The sequence below is a fragment of the Pseudonocardia sp. ICBG1293 genome (assembly GCF_020131355.1).
In the GTDB taxonomy this organism is placed as follows: Bacteria; Actinomycetota; Actinomycetes; order Mycobacteriales; family Pseudonocardiaceae; genus Pseudonocardia.
On record NZ_JAHLEL010000033.1, the window covers coordinates 1 to 12,565 of the forward strand.

Annotated in this window: 15 protein-coding genes; 4 read left to right on the forward strand and 11 right to left on the reverse strand. The window is 69.2% G+C overall.

Annotated features, from left to right (window positions below; translation table 11 throughout):
* Positions 1-428: 428 nt before the first annotated feature.
* The 5 genes from KPF47_RS13425 to KPF47_RS13445 all read right to left on the reverse strand — a co-directional run bounded on the left by KPF47_RS13425 (position 429) and on the right by KPF47_RS13445 (position 5,615).
* Entirely contained in the window at positions 429-1,649 is a 1,221-nt protein-coding gene (locus KPF47_RS13425) for a hypothetical protein (protein ID WP_224389168.1), read from the reverse strand.
* A gap of 1,134 nt (positions 1,650-2,783) precedes the next feature.
* A complete protein-coding gene (locus KPF47_RS13430; protein ID WP_224389169.1) occupies positions 2,784-4,007 on the reverse strand; it encodes a hypothetical protein in 1,224 nt (407 codons plus the stop codon).
* 68 nt (positions 4,008-4,075) lie between these two features.
* Positions 4,076-4,264 (reverse strand): hypothetical protein, encoded by a 189-nt coding sequence (locus tag KPF47_RS13435; protein WP_224389170.1) that lies wholly within the window; start codon positions 4,262-4,264, stop codon positions 4,076-4,078.
* On the reverse strand, positions 4,261-4,674 hold the full coding sequence (locus KPF47_RS13440) for a hypothetical protein (protein WP_224389171.1): 414 nt from the start codon (positions 4,672-4,674) through the stop codon (positions 4,261-4,263). Before KPF47_RS13440 ends, KPF47_RS13435 begins: the two co-directional genes overlap by 4 nt.
* Before the next feature lie 176 nt (positions 4,675-4,850).
* The gene (locus KPF47_RS13445) at positions 4,851-5,615 is read right to left on the reverse strand and encodes a GntR family transcriptional regulator (RefSeq protein WP_224389172.1); all 765 of its coding nucleotides are present in this window, start codon (positions 5,613-5,615) and stop codon (positions 4,851-4,853) included.
* A 198-nt stretch (positions 5,616-5,813) separates the two neighbouring features.
* Here KPF47_RS13445 and KPF47_RS13450 point away from each other — a divergent pair, with 198 nt between their 5' ends.
* From KPF47_RS13450 to KPF47_RS13465, 4 genes are all read left to right on the forward strand, one after another.
* On the forward strand, positions 5,814-6,257 hold the full coding sequence (locus tag KPF47_RS13450; RefSeq protein ID WP_224389173.1) for a hypothetical protein: 444 nt from the start codon (positions 5,814-5,816) through the stop codon (positions 6,255-6,257).
* Entirely contained in the window at positions 6,254-6,883 is a 630-nt protein-coding gene (locus KPF47_RS13455) for a ParA family protein (RefSeq protein WP_224389174.1), read from the forward strand. Before KPF47_RS13450 ends, KPF47_RS13455 begins: the two co-directional genes overlap by 4 nt.
* 321 nt (positions 6,884-7,204) lie before the next feature.
* Positions 7,205-7,378 carry a hypothetical protein gene (locus KPF47_RS13460; protein WP_224389175.1) on the forward strand — a complete coding sequence of 58 codons (174 nt, stop codon included), beginning with the start codon at positions 7,205-7,207 and terminating at the stop codon, positions 7,376-7,378.
* On the forward strand, positions 7,375-7,560 hold the full coding sequence (locus KPF47_RS13465; protein WP_224389176.1) for a hypothetical protein: 186 nt from the start codon (positions 7,375-7,377) through the stop codon (positions 7,558-7,560). Before KPF47_RS13460 ends, KPF47_RS13465 begins: the two co-directional genes overlap by 4 nt.
* A gap of 198 nt (positions 7,561-7,758) precedes the next feature.
* Here KPF47_RS13465 and KPF47_RS13470 read toward each other — a convergent pair whose 3' ends face one another.
* From KPF47_RS13470 to KPF47_RS13495, 6 genes are all read right to left on the reverse strand, one after another.
* Entirely contained in the window at positions 7,759-8,037 is a 279-nt protein-coding gene (locus tag KPF47_RS13470; protein WP_224389177.1) for a hypothetical protein, read from the reverse strand.
* Positions 8,018-9,325, reverse strand: a complete 1,308-nt coding sequence (locus tag KPF47_RS13475) for a hypothetical protein (protein WP_224389178.1) — start codon at positions 9,323-9,325, stop codon at positions 8,018-8,020. The genes KPF47_RS13470 and KPF47_RS13475 overlap by 20 nt, the downstream gene beginning before the upstream one ends.
* 791 nt (positions 9,326-10,116) lie before the next feature.
* Positions 10,117-11,340: a hypothetical protein gene (locus KPF47_RS13480; protein WP_224389169.1), complete on the reverse strand. Its 1,224-nt coding sequence runs from the start codon at positions 11,338-11,340 to the stop codon at positions 10,117-10,119.
* A 68-nt stretch (positions 11,341-11,408) separates the two neighbouring features.
* On the reverse strand, positions 11,409-11,597 hold the full coding sequence (locus KPF47_RS13485) for a hypothetical protein (RefSeq protein WP_224389170.1): 189 nt from the start codon (positions 11,595-11,597) through the stop codon (positions 11,409-11,411).
* On the reverse strand, positions 11,594-12,013 hold the full coding sequence (locus tag KPF47_RS13490) for a hypothetical protein (protein WP_224389179.1): 420 nt from the start codon (positions 12,011-12,013) through the stop codon (positions 11,594-11,596). Before KPF47_RS13490 ends, KPF47_RS13485 begins: the two co-directional genes overlap by 4 nt.
* Positions 12,014-12,189: 176 nt before the next feature.
* Positions 12,190-12,565, reverse strand: a 376-nt coding sequence (locus tag KPF47_RS13495; RefSeq protein ID WP_224389180.1) for a UTRA domain-containing protein, incomplete at its 5' end; no start/stop codon positions are given.

Sequence of the window (12,565 nt, forward strand, 5' to 3'; positions counted from 1 at the left end):
GCGCGATCAGGTGGTCGGGACGATCGGCGCGCGGCCCCGGTGACCGACTGTGATCACCGACCGGTTCCCGCCACCCTGGACCCACAGCGTTGCAGCGCGTCGACGGGCGTCCCTGTGTCACCACCTGACCGACGCCGACGGCGCGACGATCTACTGGGAGCCGGGACGGCGACCGGTGTGATCGTCTTCTGCCAGCACACCAACGCCGAGACCGGCATCAGCCCCGTCTGACCACAGCCAGTCACACCCCCACTCAAGATCAATCGGCCCCACATACCTATGCATCAAATGATCTTGAGGGACGCGTGGTCACCGACCGTGGTCAACTTGCGTCGTCGTCGTAACGACGCCTACTCGGGACGCGCGGTGTGTCGTCGTATCAACGACACCACCCGTGATCATTTTCAATGCATAGGCCATGGCGCTGTTCAGGCCCACTCTGGCAAGTCCACGCCACGAGCGGCAGCCAGAGCGTGGACGTCACCGCCTGCGGTCGAACCGCCCAGGGTCCAGTGCAGGCACACTCCGCCAGGCCGTCGGCTACGGCGGACGCTGGCAAGGACCATCTGCACGAGGTCGGCGAGCGGGGCGGCGCCGTAGTCCTCTCCCTCACCACTACCGCGCCAGCTACCTTCGGCGAACCAGATCTCCGGGTCTTCGCCCTCATCGATGGCCGTGCCGTAGAGCTCAGCCCGGTCCTCCAGCATCAGCTCGACTTCGTAGGTCCGGACCTGATCGGGGTGTTTGGCCTGTTCGCGCTCGCGGGCTCGGCGTTGCTGTCTGGTCTCGGGCATCGGGTTGCTCCTGCGGGTGTCGTTGGGCGAGGTAGCGGGCGAGGTCTGCGGCGAAGGCCGTCCGTCGTTGAGCGCGATCCACCCGCGGCCGCGGCCCACCAGCGTGGTCCGGGTGCGGGTGCGGCGGTAGTAGACCCGGCCGGTCGCCTGCTCAACGCGGATCTTGGTGACCTGGCGGGTGCGGCCCTGGGCCCGGGACCAGCGGCGCATGACCCGGGCCGAGGCCGTGGCGTCCTCCGGGGTGACCTCGACCGTCGCGACCGCCTTAGAGAGGCCCCAGTAGCCCCAGAAGCGGCCCGGGCCCTTGCCGGGTTCCTGCCACTCCGGCGGTACGACGTGCTGGTACTCCTTGTCCCCGGCCACGTTGTGCTTGAGGAAGTAGACCGCGACCCTCTTCGGGTCGCTGGCCCGCAGGCCCTCGGCGAAGTCCACGCCCGTCCCGGCCGCGAGGTGACGGGCGCGCTGCTCGGGGTCGGGATGGTCGACCACGTCGGCCCATACCTCGGAAAGCCACTGCCGGAACTGCCGTCCCGATCCGGCCCTCAAAGCGCCGGTGCGCGGATCGTACTGGACCGCCGCGGTGCCGTGAGGAGGACTCATCAGCAGGTGGAAGTGAGGGGCTCCCCGGCCCTGGAACTCCTGCTTCCAGATCGCGACCGCGGGCTCACCCCAGGCTCGTTCGTAGCGCTTGGCCAGCGCCTGCAGATGCTTCTTCGCCGTGGCACCGTCTGGGGCCACCGTGAGCCAGTCCCCGGGATAGGTGAGGGTGACCATCGCGGGGACCCGGCCGGTCAGCTTCCCAGCCGCGTCGCGGTAGAGCGGGTCGTAGTCCAGCTCGCACAGGGTGCGGGTCATCCGGGCCCGGGACTTGCGTGACCACTGGGTGATCTCGCGCTGCGAGGGCGGGTCCTCCGGCAGCTCCCCCGTCTCCCGAGGACGACCGCCAGCAGGTCAGCGGCTCGGTGCCCGGCCTCGGCCTGGCGCTCGGCCGTGCGGTCGGAGCGGGTGTAGTCCTTCGTGCCCACCGAGATCGCGCCAGGCGCGACGGTGATCCGCCAGGTCGGGCCCTCGGGCTCGGTGTTGGTGCAGGCACGGCAGTTGCAGCGGTACCGGTGCTCGGTCCTGGCCGGGTCGTCCCGCCAGGCCCTGTAGTCGGCCTCAGCGTGCGCCAGGAGCTGCTCGGGCCTCTTGCCCGGCACCCGGGTGCCTGAGCGGGGAGCAGCGCCGCAGAGGCCCGTACAAGGTCCGCTGAGGCGAACCGCGGGCCCCACGCCGCGACCGCCAGCAGCCGAGGATCGTTCGCCGCCTGATCGACGTCGGTGGGGGCCGCGGACAGTTGTGGCACATAGAACAAGCCCGGCGCCGTGGTCGCCGGCGCGCTCATCGGGCACCACCCGGAGCCGAGTGGCCGGCGCCCGGCCGAGCCGGGCACCGGCCCGCTCCTGCCTCCGGCCCGCGGGCCTGGCCCGTCCGGACCGGGCGCGCGCCTCCGGCGCGAGGGGTGCTCTCGGTGCTGGTCGTCGAGGCGGGGTTGCGGTGTGCCCTCCCTCGAAGCGGCCCGAGTGTCGAATGCCGCTCAGAACCCGCCAAGGGCGCCGCGAGCGGCGTCGCTGCGCGATCGACTGCGTCGACCCTTGACTGAACCTGACCAGCACTCGTGCGGCCTTGTATCGAGGAAGAGCAGCCGTCGAGACGGGTGGTGGACCAGGCCGTCGTCGGGCATGCGGTGTTGTCGTCGATACAACGACGACGACGGCTGCCCGTCGATACGGCGTGCCGCGCGGGGCGGCGGGAGGCGTGGGGGGTCGAGATGTGCCCGCGTGGCGTAGCGCGAGCAGGTGGGTAGACAAGTACAATCGCAGTAGCCACGTTGGCCGGGGTTCCGTTCGCTTCTCAGGTGACTTCCGTCCGGCTGACGGGCGAGCCCCTGGGTGTTAACGCACTTGGGGGCTCACTTCTTTGTCGGCCTGGTCGCTAACTCTGGCCTGCTCAGGCCGCTACCTGGTGGAGGCGCGCCGGGGCGTCCTCTGCCACCTCGTCCCAGAACCGTGCGTAGTCGGCGTCCTCGGAGGGCCCGGGCAGGCGCGGGCCACGGGCCCGGGTGAGGGCGATGCCGGGGGCCTGGACCAGGGCGACCCCGGGCGGGGACTGGCGGTGCTGGACCAACTCGGCGCGGGCGTCTTGCCCGTGGAGCATCACCAGGGCCTCGGGGTCGTCGACACGGAAGCTCAGCCGCAGACCGAGCTGCCCGCGGGCGAAGCCCTCGATGATCGTCGCGTCGGCGCGCTGGGTGACCACCAGCAGCCGCATCCCGGCCTTGTGCCCCTCCGAGACCAGGCGGCCGAACGCGTGCAGCAGCTGCTCGCGGACCTTGGCCTCACCCTTCGGGGTCGGGGTGATCGAGGCCAGCCGCAGCAGGCCGGCCAACTCCTCGAGTACGACCACGATCAACGGCCGATCCGGGGTGAAAGCGGTGAGCTTGTCGTGGCGGGCAGGCAGCGCAGCGATGCGCGCGTCCATCTCCGCAACCAGCCGGTCGAGCAGATCGCGGTGAGCCAAGACATCGCCGCTGCCGGTGGCCTGCCACTCGTGGTGCCGCGTCCCGGCCCAGGGGCGCCCCAGCAGCAGCCCGGAGGGGTCGGACCCGGCGATCAGGACGTCGTCGAGGCGGGCGAGCTGCGCGAGCACCGAGTAGCACCACACCGACTTGCCGGAACGGGTCGCGCCCTGCACGCAGGCGTGCGGAGCCTGGCTCCACGGCATCGCCAGCCGGCGGCCGAGCTCATCGCAGGCGACGAGGACCTCGACGTCGCTCACCGACCGGTCGCGAGCCGACAGCGCGGTGGTGACGTCGACGGCGAGCGGGTCGCCGGTGAGCAGCTCGATCCGGACCCAGTGCGGGCCGCGGGGCTCGACCCGGAGGCGGTCACAGCCCAGCGCGGCCGAGAGCCGCTGCGCGACCTCCGGGGCCCGGAAGTCCGCGGCGAGCTGGCCGGGCATGAGCTTGACGATCAGCACCAGGTCAGGACCGGAGACGTCAACGCGGGCCAGCGGCGGCACAACGATCGTAGTGCCGGAAGCGACCTGCACGACGTGGGACAACCCGACGTGCTCGCAGGCGCGGCGCCAGGTGTCAGAGAGCTGGTCCACCAGCTCACGCCCGGCCCGGTCCTGCTCTCGCTCCGCCCGACGGGCGGTGGTCCAGATGCCCATCTCGGGCCCCCCTTCGTGAAAACGGCCCCGGGCCGGAGGTGGTCTCCGGACCGGAGCCGTGGTCGTGGTCAACTCGCGCGGGCGAACGGAGTCGAGTCGGTCGACGTAGTCGAGGTGGTGACGACGAGATCGCCGGTGAAAGCCCAGCCCTCACACCACGAGCACTGATCAAGCAACCGGTCGCCGTCATCGACAATCTCGGTGACGTGCTGGCAAGAGGTGCAGACCAGCACCAGGACCGCCGGGCCGAACATCACGCGGCCTGCTCGCCGCGCTTGTGGGCTGTGGCGCCGATCGGGCGGATGCCCTCGGCCCGGTAGTAGACCTGCGCCCCGACGATCTTCTCCTGGCCGGTGTCGCGGTCCTTGATCTTCTTGTCCATCACCCCGACCTCCAAGCCGACCAGCTCGACCGGCATGCCCGGCTGGACGCCCTGGCGGGGGTCCTCGTGCGAGGCGATGGTGATCGCCAGGACGGCGAACTTCGGAGCGCCGAAGGTCCGGAACCCCGCCGTGACCTGCGCCGTCCACTTCGGGGTGCCGTCCTTCATACACTCCTGATCGGTCTCGCTGCCAAAGCGCAGCTTCGGTGCGACATCCATAACCATGACCATCTGAAAGGTCGCGGCCTGATCGATCTTGAAGGAGTTTGGACCCTGGTTCGACATGACGTCTCCCGTGTTTCGATCCGCCACCCTGGGTCGGACCGTCCCTGTGTACATGTCTACTGAAGCAGTCGGGGACATGTCTACGCAAGTGATCAGGGCACAGGAGAGGACCGAGCACCCGGTCGGCCCTCTCCTTGGCTACGCATCGTCGCTACGACGACACAAACGGATCACCGTCAGTCAGTCGCCTTGAACTCGTAGACGTAGCGGTGCCTGTCCGCAGCCGCGACGGAGTCGAAGTACTCGACAACCTTGCCCGCCTCGTCGATCGCATGGCGGACCAGCGACACGACGGGCGCACCGTTCGACAGGTGTAGGGCGACAGCCTCTTCCGGGGACGCCTGCCGCGCGACCAGCTCCTCACGGAAGCGGTCGAGACGGTGACCGTTGGCCTCCAACAACCCGTAGATGCCACCGGGTACAGTCAATCCGGCCGAGTACCCGATCTCCACGTCGACGCTCGCCGGAATGTAGGAATCGGCAAGCTGGGTCGGAACTCCACCAACCCACATACGACGACGCTTGACCGCTGCACGCGGCTCACCAATTGCCTGAGCAATCTCGTCGGGAACGTCCACGATCTCGACTGGGCCCTGCTCCTCGGACTGCCAGTCGAGACCCAGGGCCTCAGCCTCAGCGGCTAGAGCACCCTTACCGGCCGCACGGGCAGACCGGCTGAACCGGTTGTTGCGGACTGCGATGACGGGAGCGGTCTCCCGGACGAAGACGCCGAGACCGCGACGGGCCTCGGTCAAGCCCTCCTGCTGCAGGACGGCGAGACCGCGACGAGCCGTGGTCCGGGTGACTCCGAACTCCTCGACCAGCTCGGACTCGCTGGGGAGCTTGGCACCGGGAGCGATGGCGCCGGAACGAATACGTTGACGGAGCGCGTCCGCGATCTGCGCGAAAACAGGCCGGTCGCTGGTGTGGTCGATCGCCATAACCGCAGCTCCTTTCTTGATCATGCTTATGAACGCGTCTCGTTCACCTGAGTAGACAAGTGTAGTAGACAGCCCCGGACCTTGCGGAAGGGGGAGGGGTGTGTCATACGGCGACATTGCCGTCCAGCCGTCAAAACGGTTTGCCGTTTGTGTCGTCGTAAGGTTGACGCGACGGCGCTGTCGTCGCATGATTGACGCATGGAGATCAGGGAAGCGCTGGAACTGCTGGGGAGGGAATTCCCGGCGGAAGAGATCGAGCATTCCGACACGATTGCAAAACACAGCGCGGACTATCTCGATGTTTTTCATAAACGAGTAAACAATGACAAAGATTACGAGTTTACCAATGGCGAGGCGGCGGCTTTGTTCCGCATGTGTGAAGAGATGCGTGCCGCTGCCGATTCTTACGAGCGGGATCTGTTGCGGGCCCTGAAATGGGGAGCGGAAGGCATGACCTGGGAGCAGGTCGCCGAGGCGGTCGACGGGCAGCTCGGCGGCCGGCAGGCGATGCAGAAGCGGTGGACCCGACTCACGGCCGCAACCCGGCGGACGACGACCGGGGACATGCGACGGGGTGCCGCACAGACGTCACGCCGTCATGACGGTAGTGTCGACGATACGACAACAACGGAGTGGTCATGAGACTCACCGTGGGACACCTCAAGGGCGGCACCGGGAAGACGACGACGGCCGTGCACCTGGCGCTCGGTCTGGCCCGGTCCGGGCGGACGCTGCTCGTCGACGCTGATCCAGATCAAGACGGTGCGTTGGCCTGGTCGCAGCTCGCCGAGGATTGGCCGGCGGATCGGTGCATCGTCATCGAGGCCGCCGACCGGCACCTGACCCGCCAGCTCCAGCCGATGCTCGACGACTACGCCCACGTGATCCTCGACGTCGGGCCGAAGAACCCGAACTTGCTGAGGCAGGCCCTCACCCTGTCCGAGCACCTGATCGTGCCCGTGCGGCCGACCGGGACGGACCTGGCGGCGATCGAGCGGGTCTTCGAGCTCGCGGCCGAGGCGGACGCTCTGTCCCCACTGACGGCGTCGCTGCTGCTGGTCGACGTCGACAGCCGGTGGAAGTCCGGGAGCGAGGCGCGGGCGTGGGCCGAGAGCGAGGACATCCCGACGATAACCGCGCAGGTGCGCCACCTCGTGGAGTTCGCGGTGGCCCGGGGGACCGCACCCGAGCAGTTGGGCGACTACGAACTGGTACTCGACGAGCTGATTAAGAGGTCGTTTCAGAACGACTTGTCGAGTTTCCATTGACCCCTCGACGACAGATCAAACGGCAGGTCAGATAGCCGCTTGTCGTCTACAACAGACACGTCGACCTCGTTCTGAAATGACCTCTAAGGAGACCTCGTGATGGCGGAGCGGAAGCGGGCCGGGGCCCGCCGGAGTCTGGCGGCAGCCGCCGGGGCGACCCGTCGTCGATCCGACGACAGCGCCGGTGGTGCGGTAGAGCACCCGCAGCACCCGGACCAGATCACGATGCCGGAGCCTGTGGCGGTGACCGAGCCAGTGCTGACACCGCCGGAGCCCCGTCCGGTGTCCACGACGAAGCGGGCCGGGTCGAAGTACACGGCGATGCTCGACGACGACGTGGTGGACGCGTTCGAGCAGGTGACCCGGATCGCGCGGCGGCGGCTCGGGCGGCACGTCGACAAAATCGAGGTGCTGTCGGCGCTGCTGCTGCTCGCCGCCGATGACGCCAGCCTGCGCGATCAGGTGGTCGGGACGATCGGCGCGCGGCCCCGGTGACCGAGCTGATCACCGACCGGTTCCCGCCACCCTGGACCCACAGCGTGCAGCGCGTCGACGGCGTCCCGGGTCACCACCTGACCGACGCCGACGGCGCGACGATCTACTGGGAGCCGGACGGCGACCGGGTGATCGTCTTCTGCCAGCACACCAACGCCGAGACCGGCATCAGCCCCGTCTGACCACAGCCAGTCACACCCCCACTCAAGATCAATCGGCCCCACATACCTATGCATCAAATGATCTTGAGGGACGCGTGGTCACCGACCGTGGTCAACTTGCGTCGTCGTCGTAACGACGCCTACTCGGGACGCGCGGTGTGTCGTCGTATCAACGACACCACCCGTGATCATTTTCAATGCATAGGCGCATGGCGCTGTTCAGGCCCACTCTGGCAAGTCCACGCCACGAGCGGCAGCCAGAGCGTGGACGTCACCGCCTGCGGTCGAACCGCCCAGGGTCCAGTGCAGGCACACTCCGCCAGGCCGTCGGCTACGGCGGACGCTGGCAAGGACCATCTGCACGAGGTCGGCGAGCGGGGCGGCGCCGTAGTCCTCTCCCTCACCACTACCGCGCCAGCTACCTTCGGCGAACCAGATCTCCGGGTCTTCGCCCTCATCGATGGCCGTGCCGTAGAGCTCAGCCCGGTCCTCCAGCATCAGCTCGACTTCGTAGGTCCGGACCTGATCGGGGTGTTTGGCCTGTTCGCGCTCGCGGGCTCGGCGTTGCTGTCTGGTCTCGGGCATCGGGTTGCTCCTGCGGGTGTCGTTGGGCGAGGTAGCGGGCGAGGTCTGCGGCGAAGGCCGGTCCGTCGTTGAGCGCGATCCACCCGCGGCCGCGGCCCACCAGCGTGGTCCGGGTGCGGGTGCGGCGGTAGTAGACCCGGCCGGTCGCCTGCTCAACGCGGATCTTGGTGACCTGGCGGGTGCGGCCCTGGGCCCGGGACCAGCGGCGCATGACCCGGGCCGAGGCCGTGGCGTCCTCCGGGGTGACCTCGACCGTCGCGACCGCCTTAGAGAGGCCCCAGTAGCCCCAGAAGCGGCCCGGGCCCTTGCCGGGTTCCTGCCACTCCGGCGGTACGACGTGCTGGTACTCCTTGTCCCCGGCCACGTTGTGCTTGAGGAAGTAGACCGCGACCCTCTTCGGGTCGCTGGCCCGCAGGCCCTCGGCGAAGTCCACGCCCGTCCCGGCCGCGAGGTGACGGGCGCGCTGCTCGGGGTCGGGATGGTCGACCACGTCGGCCCATACCTCGGAAAGCCACTGCCGGAACTGCCGTCCCGATCCGGCCCTCAAAGCGCCGGTGCGCGGATCGTACTGGACCGCCGCGGTGCCGTGAGGAGGACTCATCAGCAGGTGGAAGTGAGGGGCTCCCCGGCCCTGGAACTCCTGCTTCCAGATCGCGACCGCGGGCTCACCCCAGGCTCGTTCGTAGCGCTTGGCCAGCGCCTGCAGATGCTTCTTCGCCGTGGCACCGTCTGGGGCCACCGTGAGCCAGTCCCCGGGATAGGTGAGGGTGACCATCGCGGGGACCCGGCCGGTCAGCTTCCCAGCCGCGTCGCGGTAGAGCGGGTCGTAGTCCAGCTCGCACAGGGTGCGGGTCATCCGGGCCCGGGACTTGCGTGACCACTGGGTGATCTCGCGCTGCGAGGGCGGGTCCTCCGGCAGCTCCCCCGTCTCCCCGAGGACGACCGCCAGCAGGTCAGCGGCTCGGTGCCCGGCCTCGGCCTGGCGCTCGGCCGTGCGGTCGGAGCGGGTGTAGTCCTTCGTGCCCACCGAGATCGCGCCAGGCGCGACGGTGATCCGCCAGGTCGGGCCCTCGGGCTCGGTGTTGGTGCAGGCACGGCAGTTGCAGCGGTACCGGTGCTCGGTCCTGGCCGGGTCGTCCCGCCAGGCCCTGTAGTCGGCCTCAGCGTGCGCCAGGAGCTGCTCGGGCCTCTTGCCCGGCACCCGGGGTGCCTGAGCGGGGAGCAGCGCCGCAGAGGCCCGTACAAGGTCCGCTGAGGCGAACCGCGGGCCCCACGCCGCGACCGCCAGCAGCCGAGGATCGTTCGCCGCCTGATCGACGTCGGTGGGGGCCGCGGACAGTTGTGGCACATAGAACAAGCCCGGCGCCGTGGTCGCCGGCGCGCTCATCGGGCACCACCCGGAGCCGAGTGGCCGGCGCCCGGCCGAGCCGGGCACCGGCCCGCTCCTGCCTCCGGCCCGCGGGCCTGGCCCGTCCGGACCGGGCGCGCGCCTCCGGCGCGAGGGGTGCTCTCGGTGCTGGTCGTCGAGGCGGGGTTGCGGTGTGCCCTCCCTCGAAGCGGCCCGAGTGTCGAATGCCGCTCAGAACCCGCCAAGGGCGCCGCGAGCGGCGTCGCTGCGCGATCGACTGCGTCGACCCTTGACTGAACCTGACCAGCACTCGTGCGGCCTTGTATCGAGGAAGAGCAGCCGTCGAGACGGGTGGTGGACCAGGCCGTCGTCGGGCATGCGGTGTTGTCGTCGATACAACGACGACGACGGCTGCCCGTCGATACGGCGTGCCGCGCGGGGCGGCGGGAGGCGTGGGGGGTCGAGATGTGCCCGCGTGGCGTAGCGCGAGCAGGTGGGTAGACAAGTACAATCGCAGTAGCCACGTTGGCCGGGGTTCCGTTCGCTTCTCAGGTGACTTCCGTCCGGCTGACGGGCGAGCCCCTGGGTGTTAACGCACTTGGGGGCTCACTTCTTTGTCGGCCTGGTCGCTAACTCTGGCCTGCTCAGGCCGCTACCTGGTGGAGGCGCGCCGGGGCGTCCTCTGCCACCTCGTCCCAGAACCGTGCGTAGTCGGCGTCCTCGGAGGGCCCGGGCAGGCGCGGGCCACGGGCCCGGGTGAGGGCGATGCCGGGGGCCTGGACCAGGGCGACCCCGGGCGGGGACTGGCGGTGCTGGACCAACTCGGCGCGGGCGTCTTGCCCGTGGAGCATCACCAGGGCCTCGGGGTCGTCGACACGGAAGCTCAGCCGCAGACCGAGCTGCCCGCGGGCGAAGCCCTCGATGATCGTCGCGTCGGCGCGCTGGGTGACCACCAGCAGCCGCATCCCGGCCTTGTGCCCCTCCGAGACCAGGCGGCCGAACGCGTGCAGCAGCTGCTCGCGGACCTTGGCCTCACCCTTCGGGGTCGGGGTGATCGAGGCCAGCCGCAGCAGGCCGGCCAACTCCTCGAGTACGACCACGATCAACGGCCGATCCGGGGTGAAAGCGGTGAGCTTGTCGTGGCGGGCAGGCAGCGCAGCGATGCGCGCGTCCATCTCCGCAACCAGCCGGTCGAGCAGATCGCGGTGAGCCAAGACATCGCCGCTGCCGGTGGCCTGCCACTCGTGGTGCCGCGTCCCGGCCCAGGGGCGCCCCAGCAGCAGCCCGGAGGGGTCGGACCCGGCGATCAGGACGTCGTCGAGGCGGGCGAGCTGCGCGAGCACCGAGTAGCACCACACCGACTTGCCGGAACGGGTCGCGCCCTGCACGCAGGCGTGCGGAGCCTGGCTCCACGGCATCGCCAGCCGGCGGCCGAGCTCATCGCAGGCGACGAGGACCTCGACGTCGCTCACCGACCGGTCGCGAGCCGACAGCGCGGTGGTGACGTCGACGGCGAGCGGGTCGCCGGTGAGCAGCTCGATCCGGACCCAGTGCGGGCCGCGGGGCTCGACCCGGAGGCGGTCACAGCCCAGCGCGGCCGAGAGCCGCTGCGCGACCTCCGGGGCCCGGAAGTCCGCGGCGAGCTGGCCGGGCATGAGCTTGACGATCAGCACCAGGTCAGGACCGGAGACGTCAACGCGGGCCAGCGGCGGCACAACGATCGTAGTGCCGGAAGCGACCTGCACGACGTGGGACAACCCGACGTGCTCGCAGGCGCGGCGCCAGGTGTCAGAGAGCTGGTCCACCAGCTCACGCCCGGCCCGGTCCTGCTCTCGCTCCGCCCGACGGGCGGTGGTCCAGATGCCCATCTCGGGCCCCCCTTCGTGAAAACGGCCCCGGGCCGGAGGTGGTCTCCGGACCGGAGCCGTGGTCGTGGTCAACTCGCGCGGGCGAACGGAGTCGAGTCGGTCGACGTAGTCGAGGTGGTGACGACGAGATCGCCGGTGAAAGCCCAGCCCTCACACCACGAGCACTGATCAAGCAACCGGTCGCCGTCATCGACAATCTCGGTGACGTGCTGGCAAGAGGTGCAGACCAGCACCAGGACCGCCGGGCCGAACATCACGCGGCCTGCTCGCCGCGCTTGTGGGCTGTGGCGCCGATCGGGCGGATGCCCTCGGCCCGGTAGTAGACCTGCGCCCCGACGATCTTCTCCTGGCCGGTGTCGCGGTCCTTGATCTTCTTGTCCATCACCCCGACCTCCAAGCCGACCAGCTCGACCGGCATGCCCGGCTGGACGCCCTGGCGGGGGTCCTCGTGCGAGGCGATGGTGATCGCCAGGACGGCGAACTTCGGAGCGCCGAAGGTCCGGAACCCCGCCGTCCGACCTGACTGCGCCGTCCACTTCGGGGTGCCGTCCTTCATACACTCCTGATCGGTCTCGCTGCCAAAGCGCAGCTTCGGTGCGACATCCATAACCATGACCATCTGAAAGGTCGCGGCCTGATCGATCTTGAAGGAGTTTGGACCCTGGTTCGACATGACGTCTCCCGTGTTTCGATCCGCCACCCTGGGTCGGACCGTCCCTGTGTACATGTCTACTGAAGCAGTCGGGGACATGTCTACGCAAGTGATCAGGGCACAGGAGAGGACCGAGCACCCGGTCGGCCCTCTCCTTGGCTACGCATCGTCGCTACGACGACACAAACGGATCACCGTCAGTCAGTCGCCTTGAACTCGTAGACGTAGCGGTGCCTGTCCGCAGCCGCGACGGAGTCGAAGTACTCGACAACCTTGCCCGCCTCGTCGATCGCATGGCGGACCAGCGACACGACGGGCGCACCGTTCGACAGGTGTAGGGCGACAGCCTCTTCCGGGGACGCCTGCCGCGCGACCAGCTCCTCACGGAAGCGGTCGAGACGGTGACCGTTGGCCTCCAACAACCCGTAGATGCCACCGGGTACAGTCAATCCGGCCGAGTACCCGATCTCCACGTCGACGCTCGCCGGAATGTAGGAATCGGCAAGCTGGGTCGGAACTCCACCAACCCACATACGACGACGCTTGACCGCTGCACGCGGCTCACCAATTGCC

Bases quoted from the DNA above. Each gene is read 5' to 3' on its own strand.
- KPF47_RS13490 (WP_224389179.1), bottom strand. From the start codon at position 12,013: ATGTCGAACCAGGGTCCAAACTCCTTCAAGATCGATCAGGCCGCGACC.
- KPF47_RS13440 (WP_224389171.1), bottom strand. From the start codon at position 4,674: ATGTCGAACCAGGGTCCAAACTCCTTCAAGATCGATCAGGCCGCGACC.
- KPF47_RS13430 (WP_224389169.1), bottom strand. From the start codon at position 4,007: ATGGGCATCTGGACCACCGCCCGTCGGGCGGAGCGAGAGCAGGACCGG.
- KPF47_RS13450 (WP_224389173.1), top strand. From the start codon at position 5,814: ATGGAGATCAGGGAAGCGCTGGAACTGCTGGGGAGGGAATTCCCGGCG.
- KPF47_RS13425 (WP_224389168.1), bottom strand. From the start codon at position 1,649: ATGACCCGCACCCTGTGCGAGCTGGACTACGACCCGCTCTACCGCGAC.
- KPF47_RS13470 (WP_224389177.1), bottom strand. From the start codon at position 8,037: ATGCTGGAGGACCGGGCTGAGCTCTACGGCACGGCCATCGATGAGGGC.
- KPF47_RS13480 (WP_224389169.1), bottom strand. From the start codon at position 11,340: ATGGGCATCTGGACCACCGCCCGTCGGGCGGAGCGAGAGCAGGACCGG.
- KPF47_RS13460 (WP_224389175.1), top strand. From the start codon at position 7,205: ATGCTCGACGACGACGTGGTGGACGCGTTCGAGCAGGTGACCCGGATC.
- KPF47_RS13445 (WP_224389172.1), bottom strand. From the start codon at position 5,615: ATGGCGATCGACCACACCAGCGACCGGCCTGTTTTCGCGCAGATCGCG.
- KPF47_RS13455 (WP_224389174.1), top strand. From the start codon at position 6,254: ATGAGACTCACCGTGGGACACCTCAAGGGCGGCACCGGGAAGACGACG.